At 45.1% G+C, this 26,136-nt stretch carries 14 protein-coding genes; 10 read left to right on the top strand and 4 right to left on the bottom strand.

All coding sequences use genetic code 11. The features are described 5' to 3' along the window. Positions 1 to 21 precede the first annotated feature (21 nt). From QUB04_RS14025 to QUB04_RS14015, 3 genes are all read left to right on the top strand, one after another. Positions 22 to 1,389 (top strand): hypothetical protein, encoded by a 1,368-nt coding sequence (locus QUB04_RS14025; protein WP_333285100.1) that lies wholly within the window; start codon positions 22 to 24, stop codon positions 1,387 to 1,389. 295 nt (positions 1,390 to 1,684) lie between these two features. Next, positions 1,685 to 1,939 (top strand): hypothetical protein, encoded by a 255-nt coding sequence (locus QUB04_RS14020; RefSeq protein ID WP_333285098.1) that lies wholly within the window; start codon positions 1,685 to 1,687, stop codon positions 1,937 to 1,939. Further along, positions 1,939 to 7,431 carry a response regulator gene (locus QUB04_RS14015; protein ID WP_333285096.1) on the top strand — a complete coding sequence of 1,831 codons (5,493 nt, stop codon included), beginning with the start codon at positions 1,939 to 1,941 and terminating at the stop codon, positions 7,429 to 7,431. The genes QUB04_RS14020 and QUB04_RS14015 overlap by 1 nt, the downstream gene beginning before the upstream one ends. Before the next feature lie 215 nt (positions 7,432 to 7,646). Here QUB04_RS14015 and QUB04_RS14010 read toward each other — a convergent pair whose 3' ends face one another. Together QUB04_RS14010 and QUB04_RS14005 are read right to left on the bottom strand one after the other, a co-directional pair. Then, on the bottom strand, positions 7,647 to 8,354 hold the full coding sequence (locus QUB04_RS14010; RefSeq protein ID WP_006631855.1) for an ABC transporter ATP-binding protein: 708 nt from the start codon (positions 8,352 to 8,354) through the stop codon (positions 7,647 to 7,649). Between the two features lie 61 nt (positions 8,355 to 8,415). After that, positions 8,416 to 9,195: an ABC transporter ATP-binding protein gene (locus tag QUB04_RS14005; protein WP_333285093.1), complete on the bottom strand. Its 780-nt coding sequence runs from the start codon at positions 9,193 to 9,195 to the stop codon at positions 8,416 to 8,418. Positions 9,196 to 9,488: 293 nt separating this feature from the next. Here QUB04_RS14005 and dpdE point away from each other — a divergent pair, with 293 nt between their 5' ends. Genes dpdE through QUB04_RS13980 form a run of 5 tightly spaced genes read left to right on the top strand, consistent with a single transcriptional unit; the run spans position 9,489 to position 20,104 of the window. Next, a complete protein-coding gene (gene dpdE / locus QUB04_RS14000) occupies positions 9,489 to 12,857 on the top strand; it encodes a protein DpdE (RefSeq protein ID WP_333285091.1) in 3,369 nt (1,122 codons plus the stop codon). Then, entirely contained in the window at positions 12,857 to 15,403 is a 2,547-nt protein-coding gene (gene dpdF, locus QUB04_RS13995) for a protein DpdF (RefSeq protein WP_333285089.1), read from the top strand. The genes dpdE and dpdF overlap by 1 nt, the downstream gene beginning before the upstream one ends. After that, positions 15,400 to 16,287 carry a protein DpdG gene (gene dpdG / locus QUB04_RS13990; RefSeq protein WP_333285087.1) on the top strand — a complete coding sequence of 296 codons (888 nt, stop codon included), beginning with the start codon at positions 15,400 to 15,402 and terminating at the stop codon, positions 16,285 to 16,287. The genes dpdF and dpdG overlap by 4 nt, the downstream gene beginning before the upstream one ends. Next, positions 16,284 to 19,391, top strand: coding sequence for a protein DpdH (dpdH, locus tag QUB04_RS13985; protein WP_333285085.1), 3,108 nt, complete (start codon positions 16,284 to 16,286; stop codon positions 19,389 to 19,391). Before dpdG ends, dpdH begins: the two co-directional genes overlap by 4 nt. A 5-nt stretch (positions 19,392 to 19,396) precedes the next feature. Next, the gene (locus QUB04_RS13980; protein WP_333285083.1) at positions 19,397 to 20,104 is read left to right on the top strand and encodes a hypothetical protein; all 708 of its coding nucleotides are present in this window, start codon (positions 19,397 to 19,399) and stop codon (positions 20,102 to 20,104) included. 119 nt (positions 20,105 to 20,223) lie between these two features. On the opposite strand, the gene QUB04_RS13975 is transcribed toward QUB04_RS13980, so the two are convergent. Both QUB04_RS13975 and QUB04_RS13970 read right to left on the bottom strand, forming a co-directional pair. Further along, positions 20,224 to 21,060, bottom strand: coding sequence for a class I SAM-dependent methyltransferase (locus tag QUB04_RS13975; protein WP_333285081.1), 837 nt, complete (start codon positions 21,058 to 21,060; stop codon positions 20,224 to 20,226). 143 nt (positions 21,061 to 21,203) lie between these two features. Beyond that, positions 21,204 to 22,769 carry an ABC transporter permease subunit gene (locus QUB04_RS13970; protein WP_333285079.1) on the bottom strand — a complete coding sequence of 522 codons (1,566 nt, stop codon included), beginning with the start codon at positions 22,767 to 22,769 and terminating at the stop codon, positions 21,204 to 21,206. 311 nt (positions 22,770 to 23,080) lie between these two features. Here QUB04_RS13970 and QUB04_RS13965 point away from each other — a divergent pair, with 311 nt between their 5' ends. Both QUB04_RS13965 and QUB04_RS13960 read left to right on the top strand, forming a co-directional pair. Beyond that, positions 23,081 to 23,653 carry a Uma2 family endonuclease gene (locus QUB04_RS13965; protein WP_333285077.1) on the top strand — a complete coding sequence of 191 codons (573 nt, stop codon included), beginning with the start codon at positions 23,081 to 23,083 and terminating at the stop codon, positions 23,651 to 23,653. Positions 23,654 to 24,283: 630 nt separating this feature from the next. After that, complete coding sequence (locus QUB04_RS13960) at positions 24,284 to 25,906, top strand: glycosyltransferase family 39 protein (RefSeq protein ID WP_333285075.1); 1,623 nt, start codon at positions 24,284 to 24,286, stop codon at positions 25,904 to 25,906. Positions 25,907 to 26,136: the final 230 nt, after the last annotated feature.

The following is a 26,136-nucleotide window of genomic DNA, read 5'->3' as shown; positions in this document are numbered from 1 at the left end:
AGCCTAGGGTTGTTCATCGGAATGACAACTTTTGCTCAAAACATCGAAACAATTAAAATTTCCGGTACTGCTGCGGGTGTCAGCACTCGCTACATTGGTGCAGTGGAGGGCAATATCAATTTCGACATCAAAGATTTGCAAGATTTGGGGATTAATACCTACCGCATTTACGGCGGGATGTCCCGATGGGAAGCCGAAGACGATGATGGTAAATACGGGTGGCCGGAAATATCCCAAATTAAGGCAAATCCAAATATAATTAATTGGGCGCATTGGGATCAGATTATGACTAATCCGCCCCAGGGTAGCGATTATTGGTGGTCGGGACGACCAGGTAGGGTTTGGCAAGGCAATGCCAGGACTATTTTTAATAGTCTCAAACAAGCAAATATTCGCCCGGTTGTGAGTATTCGGAATGTTGATAATAACTGGAATCCGAGTTGGGCACTACAACTGAATCCGCCGCGCACAGGAGAAGATTGGAACGAGTGGTGGGAACACGTTTTTGCTACGGTTTATTGGCTGAATGTTCGCAATGATTACCGCGTTGATGATTGGGAAATTCACAACGAACCGGACAATCGCGATCAGGGTTGGGGCGGGACTAGGGCTGACTATTTTGAATTGGTTAAGGTGGCAAAAGATGCGATCGACTTTGTTTATAAAACTTATTTGCCCGATCGCACTTACCGCATCCACGGCCCGAAAACCATAGGCGGCAGCAATTGGCCGGCTAGTGCTTTGCAAGAAATACCGAATTATTTCGATACAGTCAATGTCCACAACTACGATGCAGATATTTCTAACTACACCCGCAAAGTGCGCGGCTGGATGAACGGTACTGTCCGCGCTAACTCGCAGCTTTGGGTAGGAGAATGGGGAACTTACAACATGAGCTACGGCGATTTATCTTTAGCTTTAAATTTGATTAAGAATTTGATTCGAGGTTCTCAACCGGGGGATAATTATATTGACGGCAGTCACATATTCTGTTTGTACGACTGGGGCAAGCCTGCAGGGGCGGAAGGTTTGCTAGGGGACGGGGGAAAACGGCGCGCAGGCTACTATGCTTTGCGGATGGGAATTAGGGCTTTGCAGGGCGGGAAAGCTACCTTTTTTCCTATCACTAACAGTTCGGATTTAATGGCAGTTGCAACTACCGATGCTAGCAAGAATGTTTACTTGCTGGTTGTCAATGACCGAGCAACATCTTACACTGTTAAGGCTGATATTTCGGAGCTGATAAAAACTGGTAATGGCACGGTACGGGAGTTTAGTTCTAAAACAATGGATGAGGTTGTTGGTAGCTTAACGCTCAAGGGCGGCAATGCGAGTTTTGCAGTGGCGGGGAACAGCGCTATTCTCATCAAGTTCGATCGCCAGAATTGAAGCTCAAATCCTCTGGGTCATAATTGGGATAAGATAGAATTAGTTATGCTCAGAATTATTTATTTTCTGCCTGTTTGGCCCTGGAGCCCTGGAACCCTTGAACCCTCGAACCCCTAATTGCACAGTTGCCATACCTAAGTCGTCCTGTTGTGATTCCCCTCCTGTCGCTGGTAAATTGGTAGCGTGCAGGTATCTGGCCTCAAACAGAATGCGAGCGAGAGTTCCGTTGAGGGGCAGAAAGTAGGGTGCAGTCTAGACAATCGCAGAAATTCTTGCTCGTAAACCCGCAGCAGTTATGCTAAGCGAGGAATTGCCCGCCAGCCTTAATGTCCGCCCTCTGGCAGATAGCATTGGTTCTGAAAGTCAGAAGCCGTCAATTATCAGGATATGGCACGGAATTAATTTTAAATGCCAAGATGCTGGAAGTATGGGTGAGTCTAATCGTACAGAAACTTTGAGGGCGCTGGGAAATCTCGCGGGTAAAGCCTCTCAATCAACCTGCTGCTCGCGATCGGGTTTTTCCAACAAATATCACTTTTATGCCCCCTGATGTTTATTCCCTCCCTCAGTCAGGTCATCAACCGCAATCCCCTCACCGTCACCCCTGAGACGCCCGTAGAAAAGGCGATCGAGCTGATGAGTAGCACAGGAGCCAGTTACGTCCTCGTGGTAGAACCGCGCGGGAATTCTCAATTCGGAAATCTCACGAACGGGACTTCCCCACAATTGCGGGAACAGTCGGGTTTCTACAACGGCATACCGCGTGCGGTACACGCAGGAGGCAACGGGCGGCCTCTCAACGGCTCAAAAGCTCCCTATGCGGGCGGCCAGACAGTGCTGGGGATTTTTACAACGCGAGATGTCGTACAGCTAAATTCGATCGGCGCTGCTTTGAGCGGATTTGCGATCGAGCAAATCATGATCAGAACCGTAACTGTAGCCCGAGAATCGGAAATTCCCGACTTTTTTGCCTTAGCTAATCTGCTGGATAAAAATCAGATCAGCCATTTGCCCGTCGTCAGCGAGGCTGAAGAACTTGTCGGTTTAATTAGCTCTCAAAGCTTGGTGCAAATGTTGCAGGGAATTGGGGAATCCACACCAAAAGCAATTAGCAGCGCTTCGCCACCTGCGGCTTTCGCGTTCCCTCCGCCGCTGCCAATTGTGCATCAGAAAGTAGAGCTACCTGCAAGTTTAATTAAACTTTATCAAATCCCTCAAATAGCAGCTTCACGAATAATTCACGCTCCTTCTAATTCTTCGGTTCGCTATTTGGCGCAACTGATGTTTAGACACAATGTTAGTTATGTATTAATCACTGAAACCCCCGATCAACACTCGACAGGTGCGGCTCACAATTCCAAATTTACAAATCCCAACATTCACAAACTGGTTGGGGTGGTAAGTTCGCGGGATATCGTGCAGTTGCAGGCCTTGGGAAGAGACTCTAACAAAATTAGAGCGGGAGCAATTTGCAGCAGTTCGCCGCCGCTGGTGCGATCGCACTCTAGCCTCGAAGCAGCCGTCGCGCTGCTGCAAAAACACTACTGCCAGTTGCCTTTATTAGTCATCAACGAAACAAATCACCCGATCGGGATTGTCAATCCTAAAACTATCCTTTTACAAGCGCTGGATTCAAAATCTCTGCATTCTGGCTTAATCGCTTTGCAGCGCCAGCTAGAATCTAGCAACGCTCAATACAAAAAACTCTCAGCAGAAATACACCGGACAGCAGCAAATAGCCACGAGATGGCTGAAATTTCTCACCACAGTTTCGTAGAGCGGCCAAATCTCCCCCCTGCAGTCAACAATCAGGGGATTTGGGACTGGAATCTCGAAACAGATGAGTTTTTTTATTCGGCGCGGTGGCAAGAAATGCTGGGCTACCAAGAAGGGGAAATCTCGAATCGCCGATCGGAATGGTGGAGTCGCATCCACCGAGATGATATTGACTCGGTAAAGGCAGCTTTAGAAGAACACTTCGCCCAAAAGACACCGGATTTTGCAGCAGAATATCGGATGTACTGTAAAGACGGCAGCACTGTCTGGGTGCTGAACCGGGGTCAAGTTTTACGCAGCGTTACTGGCAAACCGCTGCGGGTAGTAGGAACTCATACAGATATTACTCTAAACAAGCAGTTTGAAGTCAAAAACCGCGAGCATGATCGAGAACAATTCCATCTATTTGACTCTTTGAAAGCAACAGTAATTTTCCACATAGATGCGGCGGGGGTTTGGAAATTCCTCAACCGCGCTTGGACGGAAATTACGAATTATGCGGTTTCCGAAAGTTTGCAAACTAATTTTTTAGAGTGGGTGCATCCAGATGAGCGCGAGCAATGTGCAAATTTATTGGAGTCTTTGCTGTCCGGGAAGTCGGAATTTGAACGGCGAGAACTGCGATTTAAGTCCAAGTCGGTTTCGGAGAAAAACTCCTTGGGAATTCACAGTAATTCCGGCTTTGTTTCCGTAGAACTATTTGCCCAAGTCCGCCGCAATTCCCAAGGCGAAATAGCGGGAATTTTCGGGACTTTGCACGATGTCTACAACCGCCTCGAAGGAGTTGAGGAACTGCGGGAAAGCGAGCGGGCAATTCGATCGCTCTACGAGGTAATGGTGAGCTCGGAAGGCTCTTTTGACGAGCGAACGATGCGGTTGCTGGCAATGGGCTGCAGTCAGTTTGGGATGGATATCGGGCTGTTGGGCAGGGTTTTGGGCGATCGCTACGAAGTGATTGCGGCTTATGTACCGGAAGATTTTCCCTTTGGATTTGCTAAAGGAGACGGTTTTGCTTTGAGCAGAACCTTTGAGCGAGAGGTTTTGCGATCGAGCGAACCTATTTCTGTGGAATCAGCCGGCACTACTCAGTGGCGCAACCACCCTGCTTACAGCGTCCGCAAGTTGGAGGCTTTTGTGGGGACGAGGGTAATAGTGCAAGGGCGAGTTTATGGTACTTTGAGCTTTACCTCCCGCACCACTAAATCTCCTTTTAAACCGCTGAATTTTGAAATTTTAAAGTTGATGGGCAATTACATCGGCGCTGAAATTGCCCGCGAAGAGCGAGAGCGAACTTTGCAACGTCAGTACCAGCGTGTTTTACTACTCAAACAAATTACTCAAAAAGTGCGATCGACCTTAGACACTCAAGAAATTTTTCAAACTACCGCCACCCAAATCGGCCGCGTATTTGGTGTCAATCGCTGTACAATTCACACCTATCTTTCCGAACCTTATCCCCATCTTCCTTGCGTCGCGGAATACTTAGAACCCGGTCACGAATCCGCTTTAGATTTAGAACTTTCTGTCACTTATAACCCCTACACAGAAAAACTCCTCGCTGAAGATATAGCCCTGGCATCTCCCGATGTTTTTGCCGATCCTTTGCTGGAATCTTCGGGGCCGATGTGCCGTCGCATCGGATTAAAATCCATGTTGGCTGTTCGCACTTCCTATCAAGGAGAACCGAATGGAATTATTACTTTGCACCAGTGCGATGCAACTCGCCAGTGGAATCCAGACGAAATTGAACTATTAGAAGATGTTGCCGCTCAAGTTGGCATTACCTTAGCTCAAGCACAACTTTTAGAAACCGAAGTGCAGCGACAGCGACAGTTAGCAGAGCAAAATGAAGCTTTGGATCAAGCGCGACAAGCGGCGGAAGTTGCTAATAGAGCTAAGAGCGAATTTTTAGCGACTATGAGTCACGAAATCCGCACTCCGATGAATGCGGTCATCGGGATGACGGGGTTGCTGCTGGATATGGAACTAACTCCTGAACAGCGGGATTTTGTGGAGACCATTCGTACCAGCGGCGATGCTTTACTGACTATTATTAACGATATTCTCGACTTTTCTAAGATTGAATCTGGAAAATTGGATTTGGAACGCAGCCCCTTCGAGCTGCAAAACTGTATAGAAGAATCTCTGGAATTACTGGCTCCGAGAGCCTCAGAAAAAGGTTTAGAGCTGGCTTACTTTATTGATGATTCTGTTCCGAAAAACATTTTAGGAGATGTCACGAGACTGCGCCAAATTTTGGTAAATCTGCTGGGCAATGCAGTTAAGTTTACAGAATCGGGAGAAATTGTGGTGTGCTGTACGGCTAGGCAAATTGAACAGGTAGCTGCTAACAGTTCGCCCGATAAAATTAATATTCTAGCGCCACAACCCCTAGCAATTAACCAGGGAGAGTTGGCACGTAGCAAACAATACGAGATTCAATTTGCTGTCCAAGATACGGGAATTGGTATTCCGCCAGACCGGATGGATCGCCTGTTTAAAGCTTTTTCGCAGGTGGATGCTTCGACAACGCGACATTACGGCGGGACGGGTTTGGGACTGGCTATCAGCCAGCGTTTGAGCGATATGATGGGCGGTACAATGTGGGTCGTCAGCCAGGTAAGTCCGGGGAGTTCTAAGTCTCATCCGGGAGTTTCTGCGATCGGACAAAGTATCGCTGGAAGGTCGCCTGCAGAATTTACTCCGCCGTCGATGTCGGGTTCGGGTTCGATTTTTTATTTCACGGTGACTGCTGAAGCCAATGACATCCGGGCTGAGGAAAGAAGACCCGAATTCGCCGCTGGTAAGCGCTTGTTAATTGTTGAGCATCATGCCATTAACCGCCAAGTTTTGATCCGTCAGGCAGAGTCTTGGGGAATGATACCCGTGGCTGTAACTTCGGGTGCTGAGGCTTTGGAAATCATCAAAGGAAACTCGCCGCTCGATTTAGCTATTTTGGCGATGAATCTACCAGATATGGACGGTGTGGCTTTGGCTGTGGAGATTCGGAAATTTGAGCTGAGCAATTTCTCTGGCGACGAGGGTCTAAATCCGAATGTCAGCGTTAAAAACCCTCGCAAAATAGCACTACCTTTGGTGCTGTTTACTTATTTAAGTAAGGCGGAAGTTTGGAAAAAACTTGAAACTACCGAAGTACATTTTTCGGCTTTCTTAACTAAGCCTTTAAAACAGTCCCAGTTTTATAATGTGTTGCTGCAAGTTTTTGGATATGTTACTGGCAGAAGCGGTAGGGGAGAAGCTTCAAATGTGGTGACTTTGACTTCGGGATTGAAGTATTTTGAAAATTCTCAAGAACAACACCGCGTGCAGCGGACGCCTGCTGTTTTGAGGCAGGCTGCGGGGAATTCTGCTGGACAGGATGCAACTAATTCTAGTCAGATTCGGATTTTGCTGGCTGAGGACAATGTGGTGAATCAAAAAGTTGCTACGCATTTACTCGACAGGATAGGATATCGGGCTGATATTGCGGGTAATGGGTTGGAGGTTTTGGAGGCGCTGAAGCGGCAATCTTACGATGTTGTGCTGATGGATGTGCAGATGCCGAACATGGATGGGTTGGAAGCGACGCGCCGCATTTGTCAGGAATGGCCGGCTAACAAGAAGCCGAGAATTATTGCGATGACTGCTAATGCGATGCAGGGCGATCGCGAAAAGTGTCTGGAAGCAGGTATGGACGATTATATTACTAAGCCGGTACGCCGGGAAGAGTTGGCGATCGCCTTGAGCAAGTGTTCACCTCTGATTCGGGATGAATTGGATGCGGTAACAGAGGAAAACAATCAAGATATTTCTGATGACATTGACAGTGATACTGCGGCATCTTCGAGCGTTCAACCGGGAGCCGATTCGCCGATTGATTTTCATATTTTGCAAAATCTCCGCGAGCTAGACGATGATGAAGACCCAGATTTTTTGGGGGAGTTGATTAAGATATATTTGGTAGACGCACCGCAACATTTAGAAACTATTAAGGAGGCTATTTTTCTGGGCGATGCTGATAGTTTGAAGCTGGCTTCTCACACGCTGAAGTCGAGCAGCGCCAATTTAGGAGCCGTGTCTTTTTCTGCGGTTTGCAAGGAGTTGGAGTATATGGGTCGCGCGGCGGTTGAGTCTGGAGGGGAACAGGTTTTTGATGTGAGTACGGCGCGCGATCGCCTGTTGCAAGCCCAAGCGGAGTGGGAAAAGGTGCGGGCGGCTTTTGAGACGGAATTGGAAACGGGGAAGTTGCGATCGCAAATAGGGTAATTTTTTATATCAATTCCGGTTGCACTCCTCCGGAATTGTTGACTGTTGACTGTTGACTGTTGACTGTTTGAACAATACCGATGCAAGCGAAAACGATATTATTTGTTATTTGTTGGTTTTTGGTTGTTAGTTGTCAGTTTCAATAACCAATAACCAATAACCAATTACCAATGCCCAATGCCCAATGCCCAATGCCCCATGCCCAATGCCCATATTTAACTTTCACCTAAATACGCTTTGCGAACAGTTTCATTTGACTGCAAATCACTAGCAGTACCAGCGACTACAACCTGACCAGTTTGGATGACATAGCCGCGATGGGCTACACTTAAAGCCATGCGGGCGTTTTGTTCCACCAGTAAAATAGTTGTTCCTTCAGCATTAATATCGCGGACGATCGCAAAAATTTGACTGACTAACATCGGTGCCAATCCCATACTCGGCTCGTCCAATAATAACAAGCGGGGGCGCGACATCAAAGCCCGGGCGATCGCCAACATTTGCTGTTCGCCGCCGCTGAGAGTTCCCCCTTTTTGACTAATTCTTTCTCGCAAACGAGGAAATAAATTTAATGCTTTTTCCATATCTGACTTGATACCGAGAGTATCGTTGCGGAGATAAGCACCCATTTCCAGGTTTTCTTGCACCGTCATGCGCGGAAAAATCAACCGCCCTTCGGGACTTTGAGAAATCCCCAAACGGACGATCGCCTCTGTAGATAGTGCTTCTAAAGGCTTTCCCTCAAATAATACAGTGCCTTGGCGCGGGCGCAGCAGTCCTTGAATCGTGCGGAGAGTGGTAGTTTTCCCCGCCCCGTTGCTGCCGATTAATGTCACAACTTCTCCCTGCGACACTGTTAGCGATACTCCTTTGAGAGCGTGGATATTTCCGTAGTACGTGTGAATGTCTTTAATTTCCAACATTATTGCTCTTTGTGGGCTATCTTTACCTAAATCTTAATCAAAATATGGAGATATTTACCCATTAACCATGTCCATCTTCTTCTTTTCCCAAATATGCCTCAATCACGCGGGGATCGGCGCGAACTTCTGCCGGAGTTCCCTCAGCAATTTTAGTACCGTACTCCATAACACTCACGCGATCGCTAATTCCCATCACCACTTTCATATCATGTTCAATCAGCAAAATACTCAAATTCAACTCATCGCGAATTCGGTAAATAAACCGAGTTAAATCAGCCGTTTCGTTCGGGTTCATCCCCGCAGTTGGTTCGTCCAAAAGCAGCACTTTCGGATCGGAAGCCAAAGCCCTGGCAATTTCCAATCTCCGCTGGTCGCCGTAGGAAAGGTTTTTTGCCAACTCCGGCGCTTTCGCAGCACCTAAACCGACAAAATCAAGCATAGTGAGGGCTTTTATTTTAGCTTCCCGCTCCTCCAGATTCGCAGTGGGAGGGCGGAGGATTGCACCCAACAAACCTGTTTTCAATCGGCAGTGTCTACCTACTAAAACATTATCCAGCACAGTCATGTTGTTAAACAAGCGGATATTTTGAAAAGTTCTAGCAATGCCGAAAGTTGTCAGGCGATCGGGCGGTAAACCCGTTATATTCTTCTGTTCTAGGAGCAACTGACCGCCACTCGGTTTGTAGATACCTGTCAGCATATTAAAAAAAGTAGTTTTGCCCGCACCGTTGGGGCCGATCAAACTGGCGATCGAGCCTTTTTCCAATGTTAAACTAACCTGGTTGACGGCAGTCAAACCGCCGAATCGCATTGTAAGTTGCTGTGCTTCTAATAATGACATTTTGGTGGTGATTCCTAATATTAGTTAAGCGGTTATAGCTCGGATTCTATATAATACCAAATCGGCTCTGTTAAAGTGCGTCAGCTTGGCTGTGGTGGGATGCTCGTTACCACACGGAAAGATTTGGGGATCGGAATGCGTTACAGAAAGTCTTGGGCTAAGCTTCATGAGTGCGTTTCGGTTTAAGGTTTCCCCTGGAGAGTAAGGACAAAAAGGGTGGAAAATTAAATTACACTGCTAGTTTTTCATGGGGATCGGCTACTCTAGTAAGAGGGAATGTAGAGGCGGGAACTATGATAAAGCTTGGTTGGCTGGTGCGATCGCGAAGCGTCTCCGCAGAAAAATCGCCAAACAACGACTTAGGAATCGGAAAAGTTACCGAGCTATCTTACTCTACAGCAACAGTTGAATACTTCTGCTCAATTGGGCAACGCCTTGAAAAAACCTTACCCTTAACTTCGCTTGATAGAGTTCAACTCCCGCCTCAGACACGATGCTACATCCAGCCAGAAAGCCAGGATACATGGATAATTGGCAGAATTTTTGACTGGGATGAAGACAAAGGTCAGTATCGAATCGACCTACCCGATAAAAAGATAGCATTAGTTGCGGAACAGGAAATTTACGTTCGTTGCAACCTACCCATCGATGACCCCATCGAAACTCTAGCGATGAAAGGTCAGGAAACGCCCTACTTTCACGATCGACGTTTAGCTTTTGTCCAGTGTCTCATCGAACAACGCGCTGTCAGTCGCGGGATGACAGGGCTGATTTCTGCCAATATTGACCTTTATCCTCATCAAGTTGAAGTTGTCCGCCGCGTACTCGAAGACCCCATTCAACGTTACCTCTTAGCTGATGAAGTTGGACTGGGAAAGACGATCGAAGCAGGTGCTATTCTTCGCCAGTATCTCCTCGATCGACCGCAGGGACGCGCACTGGTGCTAGTACCGCAATACCTGCGGGAACAGTGGCTTCAAGAATTAGAACATAAATTCTATCTCTCTGACTGGGACAATCGTGTCCAGGTACTTGCAGTAGAGGATGTCGATCGAGTCAGCCCGAATGCCGATTTGGGCTTCCTGATTTTAGATGAAGCACATCATATTGCAGCAATGGCGACCTCTTCAGATTCGATAAAGCGTAGCCGTTTCCAGACTTGCAAACACCTCGCTCATAAAAGCGATCGCCTACTTCTATTATCTGCAACTCCAGTTCTCAATCACGAGCAAGATTTCCTGGCGATGCTGCACCTACTCGATCCGAGCACCTACCAACTTGATGATTTAGAAGGTTTTCGTGCGAGGGTGAAAAACCGCCAACAAATTGGTCGAGTTTTACTCTCATTTAAAGAGAAAGCAAACAATTTTGTGCTTAAAACTAACCTCAACCAACTGCGAAACCTTTTTGCTGAAGATAAATATCTCCTCAATCTTGTAGAGGAATTACAAAATTGTTTGCTTTCTCCAGAAACACTCCCCGCCGATCGAGATCGAATTGTGCGATCGATTCGCACCCACATCAGCGACACCTATCGGTTACACCGTCGAATGCTCCGCAACCGTCGCGCTGCGGTGGAAGATGTAATTTTTGCCCGAAATGTGACACCAAAAGTAGAGTATGACTTAGATGAGCGATCGCCCCAACTTCACGAACTCATCGACGAATGGCGCACAATCGCCCCCAAAGAACAGCAATATCAGCATATTTTCCTGCTTTTATTCCGTGCTGCTGGTACTTGGCTGGGAATCTTACAACAGATAGTTGCAGTCCGTTTAAGTTGTATCTCCCATCCTGACATCATTCGGGAGTTTGGGATTGATAGCGCCAGAATTTTGACGGAAACCCCTAAATTTTCAGGAGAAGCAGAAATTCTGCAATCTTTGCAGCGAATTATTCAAGAACCTTCGGAAGAAGGCGATCGCATCGAATTACTCAAGATAGTTCTACTTTATCATCTGTCAGAATGTTTGAAACTTCAATCTTATCGCAGCAACCTTGATAGATTGCTGGAACAGGTGCAGCAGCGAATTCGCCGCCCGATACCGGGAGATATCCTACCAAAAATTATCATTTTCACCAGTTTTATTCAAACCGGTGCTGAGATTGTCCGGTGCTTATCAGGTACTTTCGGTAGCGGAACTGTAGCTAGCCATCAATTAGGGATGAAACGCTCTGATGTTGAAAAAAACCTCGATGGCTTTAAAAATGACCCCAATTGTTTTATCCTAGTGTGCGATTCCTCTGGTGAAGAAGGCCGCAACTTCCAATTTGTGAACTGGATGATTAATTTCGATATTCCCTGGTCGCCAAATCGTTTAGAACAAAGGATTGGCAGGATCGATCGCATTGGTCGCCCTTTAAATGTTCAATTTACAGTATTCGCCGGCTCAGACTTAGAGGATAGCCCTCACGATGCTTGGTATGAATTATTAAAAGATGGTTTCGGCATTTTTCATCAATCAATTGCCAGCCTTCAGTTTTATGTAGATGAAAAACTGCCGGAACTAGAAACAGTCCTGTTTCAATCTGGTGCTAGCGGGCTATTAGAAAAAATCGAGTCAATCCGGGAAGGAATCGCTGGGGAACAAGTGAAAATTAGCGAACAAAATGCTTTAGATGAAATTGATGCTCAGGATGAAAATGCTACCGAATATTTTAAAGCTTTAGATGATTGTGACGCTCGCCATCAGGAAATCAAACGAGCAACAGAAGACTGGATTTGTCAAACGCTACAATTCAAGGCAATTGACGATATGAATTTAGCAAAAGTGCAGCATTATAAACATACTGCGCGCACTTTAATTTCCATTCACGATCTAAGAACTCACTTTGCTGATTGTGGAAAACTCTCTGGTACTTATAACCGGAGAATATCAACTCAACATCCTGGTGTCAATCTCTACCGTATTGGGGAAGGATTTGTGGAAGCGCTAGCCTCTTACATTCATTGGGATGACCGAGGTCAATCCTTTGCGATGTGGCGGTGCGATCGCTCTTGGGATGCTGGGGAAGGGATGGAATGGTTCGGTTTTCGCTTTAATTATGTAGTCGAGGCTGATTTGGAATTAGCCCAGCAAGTTTCAACAGATTTTGAGCTGGAGCGAAGTAGATTTGTATCTGTGAAACGGCGCGCTGATGCGTTATTTCCTCCAATCCTAGAGACAATTTTTATTGATGCTCGCTACGAACCAATGAGCATTGTTGAAGATGAAGCTGTTTTAAAGATTCTGCAAGGTTCGTACAAGGGTAAAAGTTCTCATCCCTGCCGAGATTATAATTTAGCAAAAAGTCGATTATCGGTTCTCAATGAGTTTGTTGATGAGAGTAAGTGGCCTGATTTGTGCAGTCAGGCGCGTGAGACTTCGGAAATACTGTTGCGCGATCGCACTTTTTTCATCTCGCTCTGCGAACAGCGCGCCCGAATCGCCGACCAGAAACTAGGAAATAGACTAGACCAACTGCGGCTGCGCCTCAACCGAATGGCTGAAAGCGAACAAACTTCGCACTCTTTACTAGCAAAAGAAGTCAACATAGAAACTGCGTTAAGTCAAGCTATTTTAGAAGGAATTCGCCATCCGCGAATCAAGCTTGATTCTGTAGGATTCATTGTAGTTTCTGGGCGACCTCCGGTTGAATCTCAGGAAGGGGGAGATGAGTGATGGCTGATTCTTTTCAAAAGCTCAGAGAAATTATCCAAACAGGTAAGATTCCTGCCGATACAAGTCAATTTTCAGAAGTCGGTTACAGGCGCTTGCTGGAAACTTTGGATGCTGCGGGAACTTCTTATGCGCCGGGAATGGGAGATATTGCGGCTCTGATCCGTCAGGTTCTGCGGCGAGAATACGAGCAAAAGGGTGGGATACCCCCAACTTTGAAAGTACCTCGGACTTCTCTTTTTCCAGATCGCGAAATGTGGCAACAAAGCGGGATCGATATTTTGATCGAAGGTGCGGATTACTATCTGATTAGCGCTCACCCTTGGCAGCCTGATTGGCTAGATTTTTCCGCACAATATCCCCCAGATAAACCCGTATTTGATGAGAAAAAACGCCGCAATTACGAGTCAGTAGAGGGAGATCCGTTTCTGGAATTGGTGGATAGGAAAAATTACCGGAGTGTGGGACAGCGCGAGGCAATTCGTGCTGTTTTAACTGCTCCTGACAATTCGACACTAGCGATTAATCTGCCTACTGGATCGGGGAAAAGTCTTTGCGCTCAACTGCCGGCGCTGGTGCGATCACAAAATGCTGGTGTAACAGTTGTTGTAGTACCAACTACAGCACTAGCCCTTGACCAAGAACGAGCTTTAAAACCTTTTGTGAACCATGCCACTGCCTATAATGGCGACGAGTTTGGGCAAGAACAAGAGAGACGACAGGAAATTCGCGATCGCATTCGCAAGGGCACCCAGCGAATCGTTTTCACCTCACCCGAAAGCTTGATGAATTCTCTCGCACCTGCTCTTTACGAAGCAGCAAAATCAGAAATGCTGCGGTATTTCGTAATAGATGAAGCGCATATCGTCGAGCAGTGGGGCGATAAATTTCGCACAAAATTTCAAGAACTTCCAGGCTTGCGAAGAGATTTGTTGCGCTGGACTTCTTTTACAACTTTATTGCTGACAGCCACCTTAACAGAATCCTGTTTAGATACCCTAGAAACTTTTTTTGGGCAACCCGGCCCTTTTCAAGTAATATCTGCCGTACAGTTGCGGCCGGAACCGTCTTACTGGTTTGCTTTGTGTCAAAGTGAAGAAGTCAGGAAACAGCGATTAATTGAAGCAGTTTATCATCTTCCCCGCCCTCTGATTGTTTACGCCACCAAACGCGAAGATGTCCGGCGATGGCAACAGGATTTATTGTTTGCTGGATTCAAACGGTGTGCGATTATGACCGGGGAATCCAGCCCAGAAGAACGCTCTCAACTGATTGAAAATTTGCGCGAGAGACGAGTTGATATAGTTGTTGCTACTTCTGCCTTCGGATTGGGTGTGGATCAGTCAGATATTCGAGCCGTGCTTCATGCTTGCATTCCAGAAACGATCGATCGCTTTTATCAAGAAGTGGGTCGAGGAGGTCGAGACGGCAAAGCAGCAATCTCGCTCACCTTACATACCAATGAAGACTTAGAGATTGCCAAATCGCTTAATGACAAATCTGCCATAACGATCGATCGGGGTTTTCAGCGGTGGAAAAGTATGTTTTTGAGGAAAGAAATTCTTCCCGATGGGCGGTTTCGCGTTCCCGTCAATATTCCTCCATCCTTACAATCAGGAGACATTGACATGAACAGCCAACAGAATCAGGCTTGGAACATCCGCACTTTAACGCTGATGAGTCGATCGGGTTTAATCGATATTGATGCCGAGGAACCGCCGCGAAGAAGAAATTTTAAATCGGAAGCAGCTTATAACGAAGCTTGGGAACTGCACAGAGAGTCCCGGTTCATCCGCATCCGAGATGAATCACATCTGAATCGTCAAACTTGGGAACATAAAGTAGAGCCAATTCGCCAACAGCGCCAAAACTGGAGCTATAAAAACCTGCAATTGATGCGTGAGGTTTTGCGGCCGAAACGCTGTATTTCCGAAATCTTTGCTGAAGCTTACACTATTCCCGCCCGTGTACTGCCAGAACCGAGAAAACAGGTGATAGTTTCTCCCGCTTGCGGTGGATGTCCTGTTTGCAGAAAAAACAGGGAACCAGAGTTTTCGGGAATTATACCCGCGCCATTACCTGTATGGCAAAAACCGAATTTTTTTGTAGGTGAAAAACTCAAATACTTGCTGGGAGAAGATAAGTTAATGCTCGTTTTCTATGAGTCTCTTGAATCTCAAAGCTGGAAACTCAAAAGCTCTAAATTTTTTAACTGGTTAATCGAGCAGGGAATTAATAATCTGGTGGTGGCTGATGAATTTCAGAGTATATTGATAGCAGAAACAAATGGAATTGCCGATGCTTGTATATTTGTGTTTGGAAAATACGAACCCATGCTGATGCCGCGCATTCCCACCCTGATATTTCATCCGCCCGGAAAGGCTATCCCTCACAACTATCTGTCACTCAACAGAACTTCTCAAGCTCCGCTAATCATTATGCTTCCCGTAGATACACCCGATCCGAGCCGCGATGACCGCAAGCTGATTAATATTTTTTCAGGCAGATACTTGATGTTTAACCATTTTTGCAGGGAGGTTAATTTATGAGCGTCTTAAAAACTGCTTTGGCTACTCCTAGCAGAATGCGAGGAATATTTAGATATTTACTTGAAGCACCCAAACAGCGCGAAAACAAGGAAAAACTCACTCGGCTGCTTTCTCCAGATGAATTGTCAGAAGGGAGAAACAAAAGTGCCGAACATCCGATGTTTGATGCTGCACTGCGAGAAAGCATAAAATGTCGCTTATTAATCGCAGACAATGATGATATTGCTATAAATTTTGAGCTTCCCGAAGCATCTCGACATCCTAAAATGGGTGATAAATTGTTACCCGATACGCTGGTACAGCTATTGTTTGCTTCTGATAACGAAGATGAAGAAGATTTAGGTCGGTTAATAGCATGGTATTTAGCACAGGATATTTATGATGCTCCCGGTACATGGCAAGAAGTAGAACAGCGTGTCGCAGAGCAGGGAGTTGCTGAGTCTTTAGATTTGAAAATATCCAGCAATAGTTTGTTTGGTCAAGTCGAGGACTGGATGTGTTATTTAGGGTTTGCTTGGGGTCATGCTTCAGATTCCAACAAAAAACTTGTTGTGGCTGAGCCAACTGCTTATCTCAGAAGAAATTTAAATAATTTATTTCAAGGAGAAGCAAAAGCTAAACTTTCAATCCGAGATTTTCTCGATCGCCTAGCTCAAAAATGTCCTCTGTTTGAAACGGGAAAATTTCGAGAACAGGTAGAAGAAAAAATTGGTTTTCGCTTACCAAATCACTTATCAACTAGCACGGCTTTTGCTTTATTTCGCCTTCAGGATGATGGTTGCATCCAGCTTGTAAAAGAGTCGGATGCCGATTTATTCATCTTTCCAAGTGGTGACAAAGAAGCAGGATATTCTCATATTATTTGGACGGGAGTAGAACTATGACTTTTACAAAATTTGTTTGCTGGGATGTCGATCGCGTTCGCCGCGTAATGGGTGTGGAGGCTACGCAAACTCCAGATAGTATATTTCTGGCAACTCACCATCCAATTGCCATGTACCGCCAGGAACTTATCGATGCACCGTCGCGAGTTCCCTACAGTGAGGAACAATTTCTGAAAGACTTTCTCGCTGAAAAAGATTTCGCTTTCGTGCCAGTTTTAGGCAGTTCGGGGACGGGAAAATCTCACCTGATTCGCTGGCTAGCTGCGAATATTGAATCGACCCAAAAGCGCCGAGTTTTGCTCATACCCAAAATAGGAACGAATCTCAAAGATATTATCAGTTTAATATTAGAAGGGATGGCAGGAGCAACTTTTGATGAATACCGGCAGCGTTTAAATCGAGCCACTAGCAGCTTGACAGAAGCGCAAGCGCGGGAACAACTTCTGAATCAGCTTGCGGCTGCTGTTGGCCCAAACGGTCGGGGCGATCGCAATAAACTTTCTGATGTGGAATATTACCTAGTTGGTGCTGTTGATTCTTTCCTATACGATCCATTTTTCCGAAAAGAATACTGGCTAAAGGATGGAGGTATTATCCATCAATTGGTTATCCACATTCTCGGACAGCGAGATACGGTAGAAGTTGTGGAAGAACGGAGGCAGTTTTCGCTAAATGACTTGCCTCTCAATGTTTTAAACTTGCAAAAAGCTGGGCAGTCGGCGCGGGATTTTTATAGCTTACTCATCGGCGATGAGGATATTCAAAGGGCAACTGTAGATTGGTTGAATCGACATTTAGATGAAGCCATAGCTCAGGTTTTGAGCCTGGGGCGCGCAGATTTACAAAGATTAATGGGGGAAGTTCGTGAAACTTTAGCAGAACAAGGAATAGAGTTAGTTTTGCTGATTGAAGATTTTGCTAAATTGCAAGGCATCGATCGCGAAGTTTTAGAAGCTGTTTTAGCACAACCTCAACAAGCGGGTGGCAAACATTTGTGCGCGATCCGAACGGCGCTAGCTTGTACTACGGGCTATTTTGACAGTCTGAGGTTAGATACTGTAAAACAGCGGATTACTTTTAGCGTTAATCTTGACCTTGGCACAGTTGGCGAACAATCTTTAGTGAATTATGCAGATATCAAACAATTTGTGGGTCGATATCTCAACGCCGTGCGTTTGGAGGATAAAACAATTCAAAATTGGTGGGCTGACTCTCGCAATCGCGAAGGTGCGGATCGAGAATCTCTACCTAGTGCTTGCAATGAATGCGAACATAAATTAGCTTGTCATGCAGGTTTTTCAGAAGCAGACGGTTTGGGTTTGTATCCTTTTACGCCTGAAGGATTAGAACAAATGCTTTCTAGAGTCAATCCCGGCAATTTTAACCCTCGGATTTTGATTAAAGATGTTCTTAAGTGGACGCTAGAAAATTCTGCTGCTGATATCGAGGGCGGAGAGTTTCCTGCTATTTCTGTGCGAGAACACTTTGGCAATAGGTTGCTGGATACAATGTTTCAGAAAGATATTAAAGCCAAAGACCCACAAAATTGCGATCGCCGCCAGATTCTCCTCGATTGGTGGACGGATAGTAACGATATTTGCGATTTGCACCCAGAAGTTCACTCTGCATTTGATATTCCGGCGCTGGGCGTGAAGGTTCAGCCTACAAAAAAATCATCATCTATTTCGGGTGCTAAAGAGTCTAGGTCTTCTGTTAGTAAGTATCAAGTTGAGTCACAATCTCAAACTAAAAAAAATCTGACAGCAGCCGGACAAGTTCCCGACAAGCTGACTAGGCAAAAAGAAAGTCTTGATAGGTGGAACAATCAAGAAATTCTCCCGCAAGATATCGCTGGGGAACTGCGGCCGTTGATTTACTCAGCTATCGGCGAGCGGATCGAATGGGATACGGAAATGCTGCTTAAGGGGGTTTTTGCTAGTAGTGGGACGACATATTTTAAAAGCAGAAATATTACTTTTTTTAGTCCAAAAGTGACGAGGGAGACGATTTCTGGAGTTAAACTATCTCTTCCTCTGAATCCTGATGATGCAGATGAGTTTCGGGAAACGGCGATCGCCTTCCAAGGTATGTTGCAATACAGCCATTACAAGCATTGGAGGTTCCCCGATGGATCTCGCTACTTCCGCACCTACGCTAAACAACTGGAAAAATGGAGTCAGTATGTAGTTGAGCAAATTCGCCTGTATCCCCGCGAGTCTGGGGAACCCTGGAACCCTGTACCTGCTGCTGTTGAGCTACTGGCGATCGCCGCCACAATGGCAGGACATTCTACCAATTCTACTGAAGATTCGATCAATGCTTTGTTTCTCAAACTAGAGCCCAAAGATTTAGAAAATCGTTCAGCTACTTGGAAAAAGCTATTTGGTACTTTACAAAAACACCGCCAAGCTTTACTAGACATTGTTAGGAGTCGAACCGCTTGCACGAAAGGAAGTTCTACACAATTTCAAATTATTGATACTGTTCAAATTTTGGAACCTTTGAAGCAGGTTAGCAAATCTTGGCAGCCTCAATCTGAAATTCCGGCTGATGTTCGGGAGAAGTTCTCGGAAATTGATAAAGCGCGTCAAGCGGTGGATGAAATGCTAGAAAAAGCGATTCAAGAAGAGTGCGATCCGCAACTCGCTGTTTATTATTCTTTAGTATCTGAACTAGGAGAACATATCAATAAAAAGGATGTTTATGATGTTGTAAAACAGGCAATGGATCGAGCAAGCGACGCTGCTGTATTTCGGGGAAGGAAGAGTTTCGATGACCTAACATCTGTCTTGAAACAGTTTAAGGCTATCGGGCTTTCTAGCTATCTAGATACCATGAAACGCTTGCAAATTGAAAAAGATAGTCCAGACATTCAACCTGGGAAGCTGCTGAAGTATCTCAGCGAAAATCATCAAAAAGCAATGACAGAATCTTCTGAATTTCTCAATAGTACCAATAATTTTCTTGATGCTTCTCTAACCGAGGTCAATAACCGGATTGAGGAGTTAGAAGTGTCAGGCGGTGGCACAGTAGAATCGAGCCATAGAGCTATTCAAGATGGATTGGCTAAACTGCGGAATCTAATTACTGAGGTTAAAGGATAGACAATATGCTTCTAGAAAAATCCTATCAATTGAGTGAGTTGTCTCAAAAGACAATTAATCTTCGGAAGTATGCAGAGCATTATCAAGGGTTTCAATCTCGACAAAAACAGATCGAGCAAGCTGTCACTGGAACTCTACTTTTTGTGCAATCTTTGAGAGCTTTTCGCGAAAGAGAAATTGCCAATTTAGATTTAAATCAAAAGGCTGACAGTCTGCTGAAATTTATTGCTAATGTTGAAGCAAAATTTCAGGAAGATCCTGAGTGGATTATAGACAATGAAAATTTCAACAGAAATAATTTTGATTCTAAGGTAAAGGACTTACAAAAAGCTCTGAGAGAGCAATTGAGTCAAGCTTGGTGGCTGTACCGAATTCAAAAGATGCCGAGCACGAATAATGAAATCCTGAATGTGCTGGATAAAGTTTCGGCCTTTAAGCCAACTATCCAACGAATTAGAAATTTAGATGGGCAAATTCGGGAGTATAACTCAATTCCCCAAAGCAGTGAGGATTTTGATAAAGTCGATCGGCTAATTGAGGAATTAAAGCAGTGCTGGGATGGCTTAAATGCTGATGAGGTTCCTGAAGCAGTGCTTCGTTTTCTGAGAGTGGCTGCTAATGAGGGTGCTACCCGGGGACTTTTAACGCCAGAGGTAGAAGATTGGTTGACTAAACACCGTCTGATTGATTCTTTACGAATTCGCTTGACCTAATAAATGGTTTGCGATTGTCCAAGAAATCACTGACGCACCCTCCTGCATTTTCTAGGGTACCGACAAAGTGCGATCGTCTGTACTCTGCGGTGCGTCAGCAGCAAATTGTGTGAGTTGACTCAAATCTCTTGACTGACGCACCCTACTGCATTTTCTAAAGTACAAACAAAGTAAAATTTTAAAAGATTAGATTCTAGGGAACGGCGAGGCCGATATTGTGCGTGTAAATCGGCAGTCGAAAAGTTTTCAATAACTTTGAGATTGAGTTCGTCAGCCAAAGTTGCAATGTTTTCAAACCCAGTAATCCACGGTGCATACATACTTTCGTATTTATCTATGTAATCATTGATATCTTGGTAGCCCGTCGTCCTCAAAATCACCTTTTCCGACATATAATCAAAGGACAATCGGAAATTATGAACATTGTCGCGAATTTGTTCTAATACAAATATTACATCTTTTTTGTCAACCAAAGTAGTGTTGCCTTCCCACAAAAAATATGTCGGTCGAGCGAAATCAAATTCACTCTGTTTCAGCAAGGGGATTAAACCGTCTTTTACGTAATCGCCGGGAATATAGCGAACATTGGCAGTAACTTTGTTTGCTTTGAGAGTTTCTGCTTTTAATTGAAGAGTCGCGCGATCGTCTATTTCAAAATAAATCACTCCTTCTCCATTAATTCTAGCAGCGCGAGTATCCAAGCCTGAACCTAAAATAACTACTTGCTTGCAACCTCCTAAAATTTGATTTGACAAAACATCATCAAAATATTTAGTCCGCAACTTAACCATTTCTTTAGCGGCGGGAGAGCTTTGAGCTATGTGGCTAGCTACTTTTTTTGTTTCCTCATTTAGCCATATTTTTACTACATGATCAGTATACAGAGGAATTACCTCTTCATTCTCTTCTGCTCTAAATTCCGCAACGATAAAAGCAGTACCAGTTACATTTTTCATGGCTAATTTTTCACCCTTACTAAGTAGTTGGTTACAAATAAACATTAGATGGGGACGGGGTTTTTACACCCCTAAACTCCCTTGCATCCTAGATTCTTAGCTAAACCCGCCTACAAAATACTAGGGTTTTTGCCCTTACCTACTTATTGACTTCTCGCATCGGCTAAAGACTCATTGCTCGCTTCAGCATCCGAATGCAGTTCAGCTTGGTGTATTTTATCAGGAATCAGTCCCTCCGGCCGCACGAGCATCATGACAACAAGAGTTAGGCCGAATAGAAATAAGCGCATTTGAATCGGGTCTAAACTGGTTGCCAGAAAGTCTCGCAACTGGGGAATTGCAATCCTGGGGAGTACAAAAGTATTCAGAAAACCCTTGAGGACTTGCGCTAATTGTGGCAGATAAAGCCGATCGGCAGACATGATAATGATAGCCCCCAAAATCACCCCCGTCATATTCCCCAAACCGCCTAAAATCACCATACACAGGATGATTACCGACACCGAGAAATCGAAAACGCTGGGAAAAATCGCGCTGATATAGGCGGCGTAAAATGCGCCTGCAAAGCCCGAAAACGTCGCTCCCATCGCAAAAGCCGAAAGTTTGGTTTTGACCAGGTTAATCCCCATCGCACTCGCCGCTAATTCATCTTCGCGCATGGCATTCCACGCCCTCCCCAAGCGGGAATCTCGCAGCCGCGAAATCATGAAGTAAGCGAAGACAACTAGCAGCAAAATTAGGTAGTACCAGGGAAAGTAGTTGCCGGTGCTGAAAGTACCGACGATGGGGAGAGATGGACGGCCGATCGGGTTTATTCCCGCTTCGCCGCCGGTGAGGTTAAAAGGTCGATCGCACCCAACCAGACACAGCACCAACTCCGGTTTACCCAAAACCGCCGCAACAATCTTCGAGACTGGTTCGTCGATGCGAATCGCCGTTAAATTCCTAAAGACAACCGGGATAATTTCGCCAAAACCGAGGGTAACAATCGCCAAATAATCGCCCTTGAGCCGCAGTGTCGGAATACCGAGGATTACGCCCGATATGCCAGCTACAGCAGCGGCGATCGGCAATACCACCCAAAAGTTCCAAGCAATATTTAACTGCCCAGAAGATAGCAAAGCTGTCGTGTAAGCGCCGATCGCAAAAAACGCCGCATATCCCAAATCCAACAAACCCGCAAAACCCACAGTAATATTCAAACCCAGCGCCAACATAATAAAGATTTGAATCTGTACTACAGTAGCAATCCAGCCAGTCTGAGCCTGAATGTCGATAAACGGAAACAGAATTAGAATAAAAGCTAATGTCACCAGAGTTGCCAGTCGCTGGCGTTCCCCCTGCAAACCCTGCAAAGCACCCATTAACGTAGCTGTCAAAATTGCGATCGTCAAACTGCAAATCCCGTACAGCAGCGTCGTCGGCAAAGCAACAGCAGGTTGACCAGACAAAGGTCTAATCAAAACCCCTTCTACCACACTCGCAACTAACAGCCAAACTCCCAATCCCAAACCCGCTAAACTGCCGATCGCAGCACCCATTTTCGGATTGTAAGCTTTCTGTTCCTGACAAGCGATGAAGCCCGCCGCCGTGCCCATTAGCCAGCCGATGACAGTGCCACTCCAACCGCCGAATAACAAAACCGTCAAAGAGGCGATCGCCCCTAAAATACCAGTCGATTTGATCGCATTAATTATTTTTTTTGACATAGGAAGAAGTTATTAGTTATTAGTCATTAGTCATTAGTCATTAGTCATTAGTCATTAGTCATTAGTCATTAGTTATTAGTCATTAGTTAGATGAAAGAATGCTAGGAATCCCAGTTATAGATGCGACTGACGCGGGTAGTGCGAACTTCTGCCTGACCTCAAGCAACTCGATCGAGCGCTGGCTCTGGAAACGGTCGATCGGGCTAGCTACAGTTTAGAGTCTTTTGAGTTCGATTATTGCACCAAAAGTGACGAAACTTCAAATATACTGGAACTGTTACCGGAACACACTTCAAACGGGCGATCGCTATATGGTACAAGCACCTCAAAAAACTATCACCCTCGACGAGTTTTTGCAACTCCCAGAAACCAAACCCGCTAGCGAATACATCAAAGGTGCGATCGTCCAAAAACCTATGCCGCAAGGAAAACACAGCAAACTACAAGGAAGACTCGTAACAGTCACCAACGACATCGCAGAGAAACCGCAAATTGCCCTAGCCCTACCAGAACTTCGCTGCACGTTTGGTGGACGTTCTATTGTGCCCGATGTCGCGATTTTTGTTTGGAATCGCATTCCCCTAGACGCTGACGGCGAAATTGCCAATACATTTAATGCTCACCCAGACTGGACAATAGAAATTTTGTCCCCAGCCCAAAGCCAAACCAAAGTTACAAACAATATTTTGCACTGTTTGAATGCCGGTTGTCAGATGGGTTGGTTGCTCGATCCCGATGAAAAAAACATTTTAGCCTATCCTGCAGGGCAGCAACCGATTGCATTGCAAGAACCAACAGATATACTCCCGATGCCCAAATTTATGCCGGAAATGCAGTTGACTTTAGGCGAAGTTTTTGGCTGGCTCAAACCAGGGAATATTTAATTGGGCGTACAGTATTCCACTCAATTGAGAAGCGCTATCTTATACTTGGAAATAAAAAATCAATGTGGGCGATCGCCCCATTAAGTATTTTTGGCGTTGCTTAATCCAATACTCCGGACAGTTTTTGGAACGAGACTACAAGCTTACGCGGCGCAAGGATCATAAATAAAGTCCAATTAAATGCAACGAGCGGGGAGGATCTGACATTGATTTAATTATCCACAGGGGCTGCGAAGTCAACCGAGAATAAGCCATTGGGCTATATAAAAACTGTCCGGACTATTCTTAATCAGGGTATGAAAAAAATAAGTTGAAAATCCCTAAGCTTTGTGGATACAGGTTTCTATGATTTGCATATTTAGTCTTTCATACCGTAAATCAGCAACGCCGAATTTTCTAGCACAACTCGATATCAGACAATTAAAACAAGAATTAGGCAGGAGAGAACCTGCAACCTTTTGGGGGAGCAGGCTGTGAAGGCTCCCCCTCTTTGCTGGTTAGCGTACTCCACTTGACCAAGATATCTTCCAAGGTGTAAAGTTAGTTAGCTAGCGCTGCCCTTGTCTAGGTTCCACTAGCTTACTGCGTAGCTTTACAGGTCAGATATTTTTTTATATCATCAGATATCCAATGAAAATTCCAATTTATAGGAACACCACTTATCTCCTGATATCAATTCTTGTAGTGGCAGCTATTTTGCGAGTGATTAATATCAATCAGCCATTTATTGATAGCTTTAGTTGGCGGCAGTCAAGCACAGCCATGATGGCAGAAAATTTCTATCGCAGAAATTGGAATATCTTCTACCCTGAAGTTAGCTGGGATGGGCCTGGGCCTAGCTATAATGGACGCGAATTTCAAACAGTTACTTATATTACAGCTTTTCTCTATACTTTATTGGGACAGCATGATTGGGTGGGACGCAGCGTCGTTGTCCTGTTTAGCTTGTGGGGAATATTTGCCTTCTATCAGTTAGTTTCGCGTATTTGGGATCGGGATCGCGCTCTTATGAGTGCTGCAATTCTCGCAATTTTTCCAGGAAATATATATCTGGATCGGTCTTTCCTTCCCGACCCGGCAATGGTTGCATTGGTTATCACAAGTTTCTGGATGCTGATTGCTTACCTACAAACTGACCGCTGGTACTATTTATTACTTGCCACCCTCTTTGCAATTTGGGGCTTTTTAACCAAACTACCAGGTTTAATCATTGGCATTCCGATGCTCTATACAATATTGGTTGTCCTGGGTCATCGAGGATTACTGCGCCCGAAAAAGCTGATAGTAATTGGAGTAGCTGCTATTTCCATCCTCCTGCCAGTAATTGCCTATTATTTGTGGGCGAGGCATCTTGCTCTCACCTATCCGCCTTACCACTTTGCTGGCAGTGGGAACTGGCTTTGGGATAGTCAGTTACGTGAATGGTGGCAACAAAAATATTTCTTTCCTAAACTATATAATCATATTTATAACTGGCTTTGGACATATCCCATCATGATCCTTGTTGCTATTGGTTTCTTCCTTCCTCCTCATTATACACTTCCTACCCAGGAATCTGAGGAGCAATCAAGTAATGTAGCTGTACCAGTACCAGGGATGTTTCATTGGTGGATACTTGCTTTTGCAATTTATTACTTCATTGGCGCTCAACAGCTCGTCGCAAATCCTTCTAACTTAAATATTGTCAACCCAGCCGCCGCCGCTCTAGCAGGAAATGGTTTGATGGCACTGGCTTCCTTCGCCAAGCGAGTCGGAGGTTCATCTTCCACATTAGCCCTCATAACGGCAATACTACTAATCATTTCTGGAATTGGTTATAAACAGTTAAATAAATCGTGCTATTATCCTTGGGCAAAAGATGGCTACGAACTAGGGATAGCTTTGCAGCAAATAACTCAACCAAGTGACCTTGTGGTTACCATAGCTAATCGTGGAGGTGGCGATCCCGTCGCTATCTATTATAGTCAACGACGTGGCTGGGTTTTTCCTCCTCAGAGGTATCAAGGCAGCATTGGAAAAAATAGGGTGGGTTGGGAAGATAAAATAAAAGATGATACTTTAATTGTACTCTTGAAAGACCTGATTATCCTGGGAGCAGATTGGATGGGAATTGTTAAATATGACAATAATCAAATAGCAAAAGATAACCCTAAATTGGTTGCGTACATTCAAAAAACGTTGGAACTCTATCAGGAAACACCCAACTGGGTTATTTATCGAATTCCTCCCAAAATTAAAACAACCAAGCGCTAGAACCATGAGACTTTGGGGTCTTATTTGTCGGGAGTAGATTGTTGAGATGGCATGAGTGAGTGGGTCAATCCAAAATCTAAAATCTAAAATCTAAAATCGAATGACTTGCATTCCATGCCAACTCCCTCCGCAACGCTCGGCCCAACATTGACCATATAATCCAATTCAAAAACTACTATGGCGACGTATGGATAGCCCGTATTCAGTTAACCTACCCACCGATTTTTGAA

Origin of the sequence: Microcoleus sp. D2_18a_B4 (assembly GCF_036702475.1) — a bacterium.
Taxonomy (GTDB): domain Bacteria; phylum Cyanobacteriota; class Cyanobacteriia; order Cyanobacteriales; family Microcoleaceae; genus Microcoleus.
The sequence above is the reverse complement of the archived record's forward strand: the minus strand, read 5'-3'. Positions and strand labels throughout refer to the sequence as shown.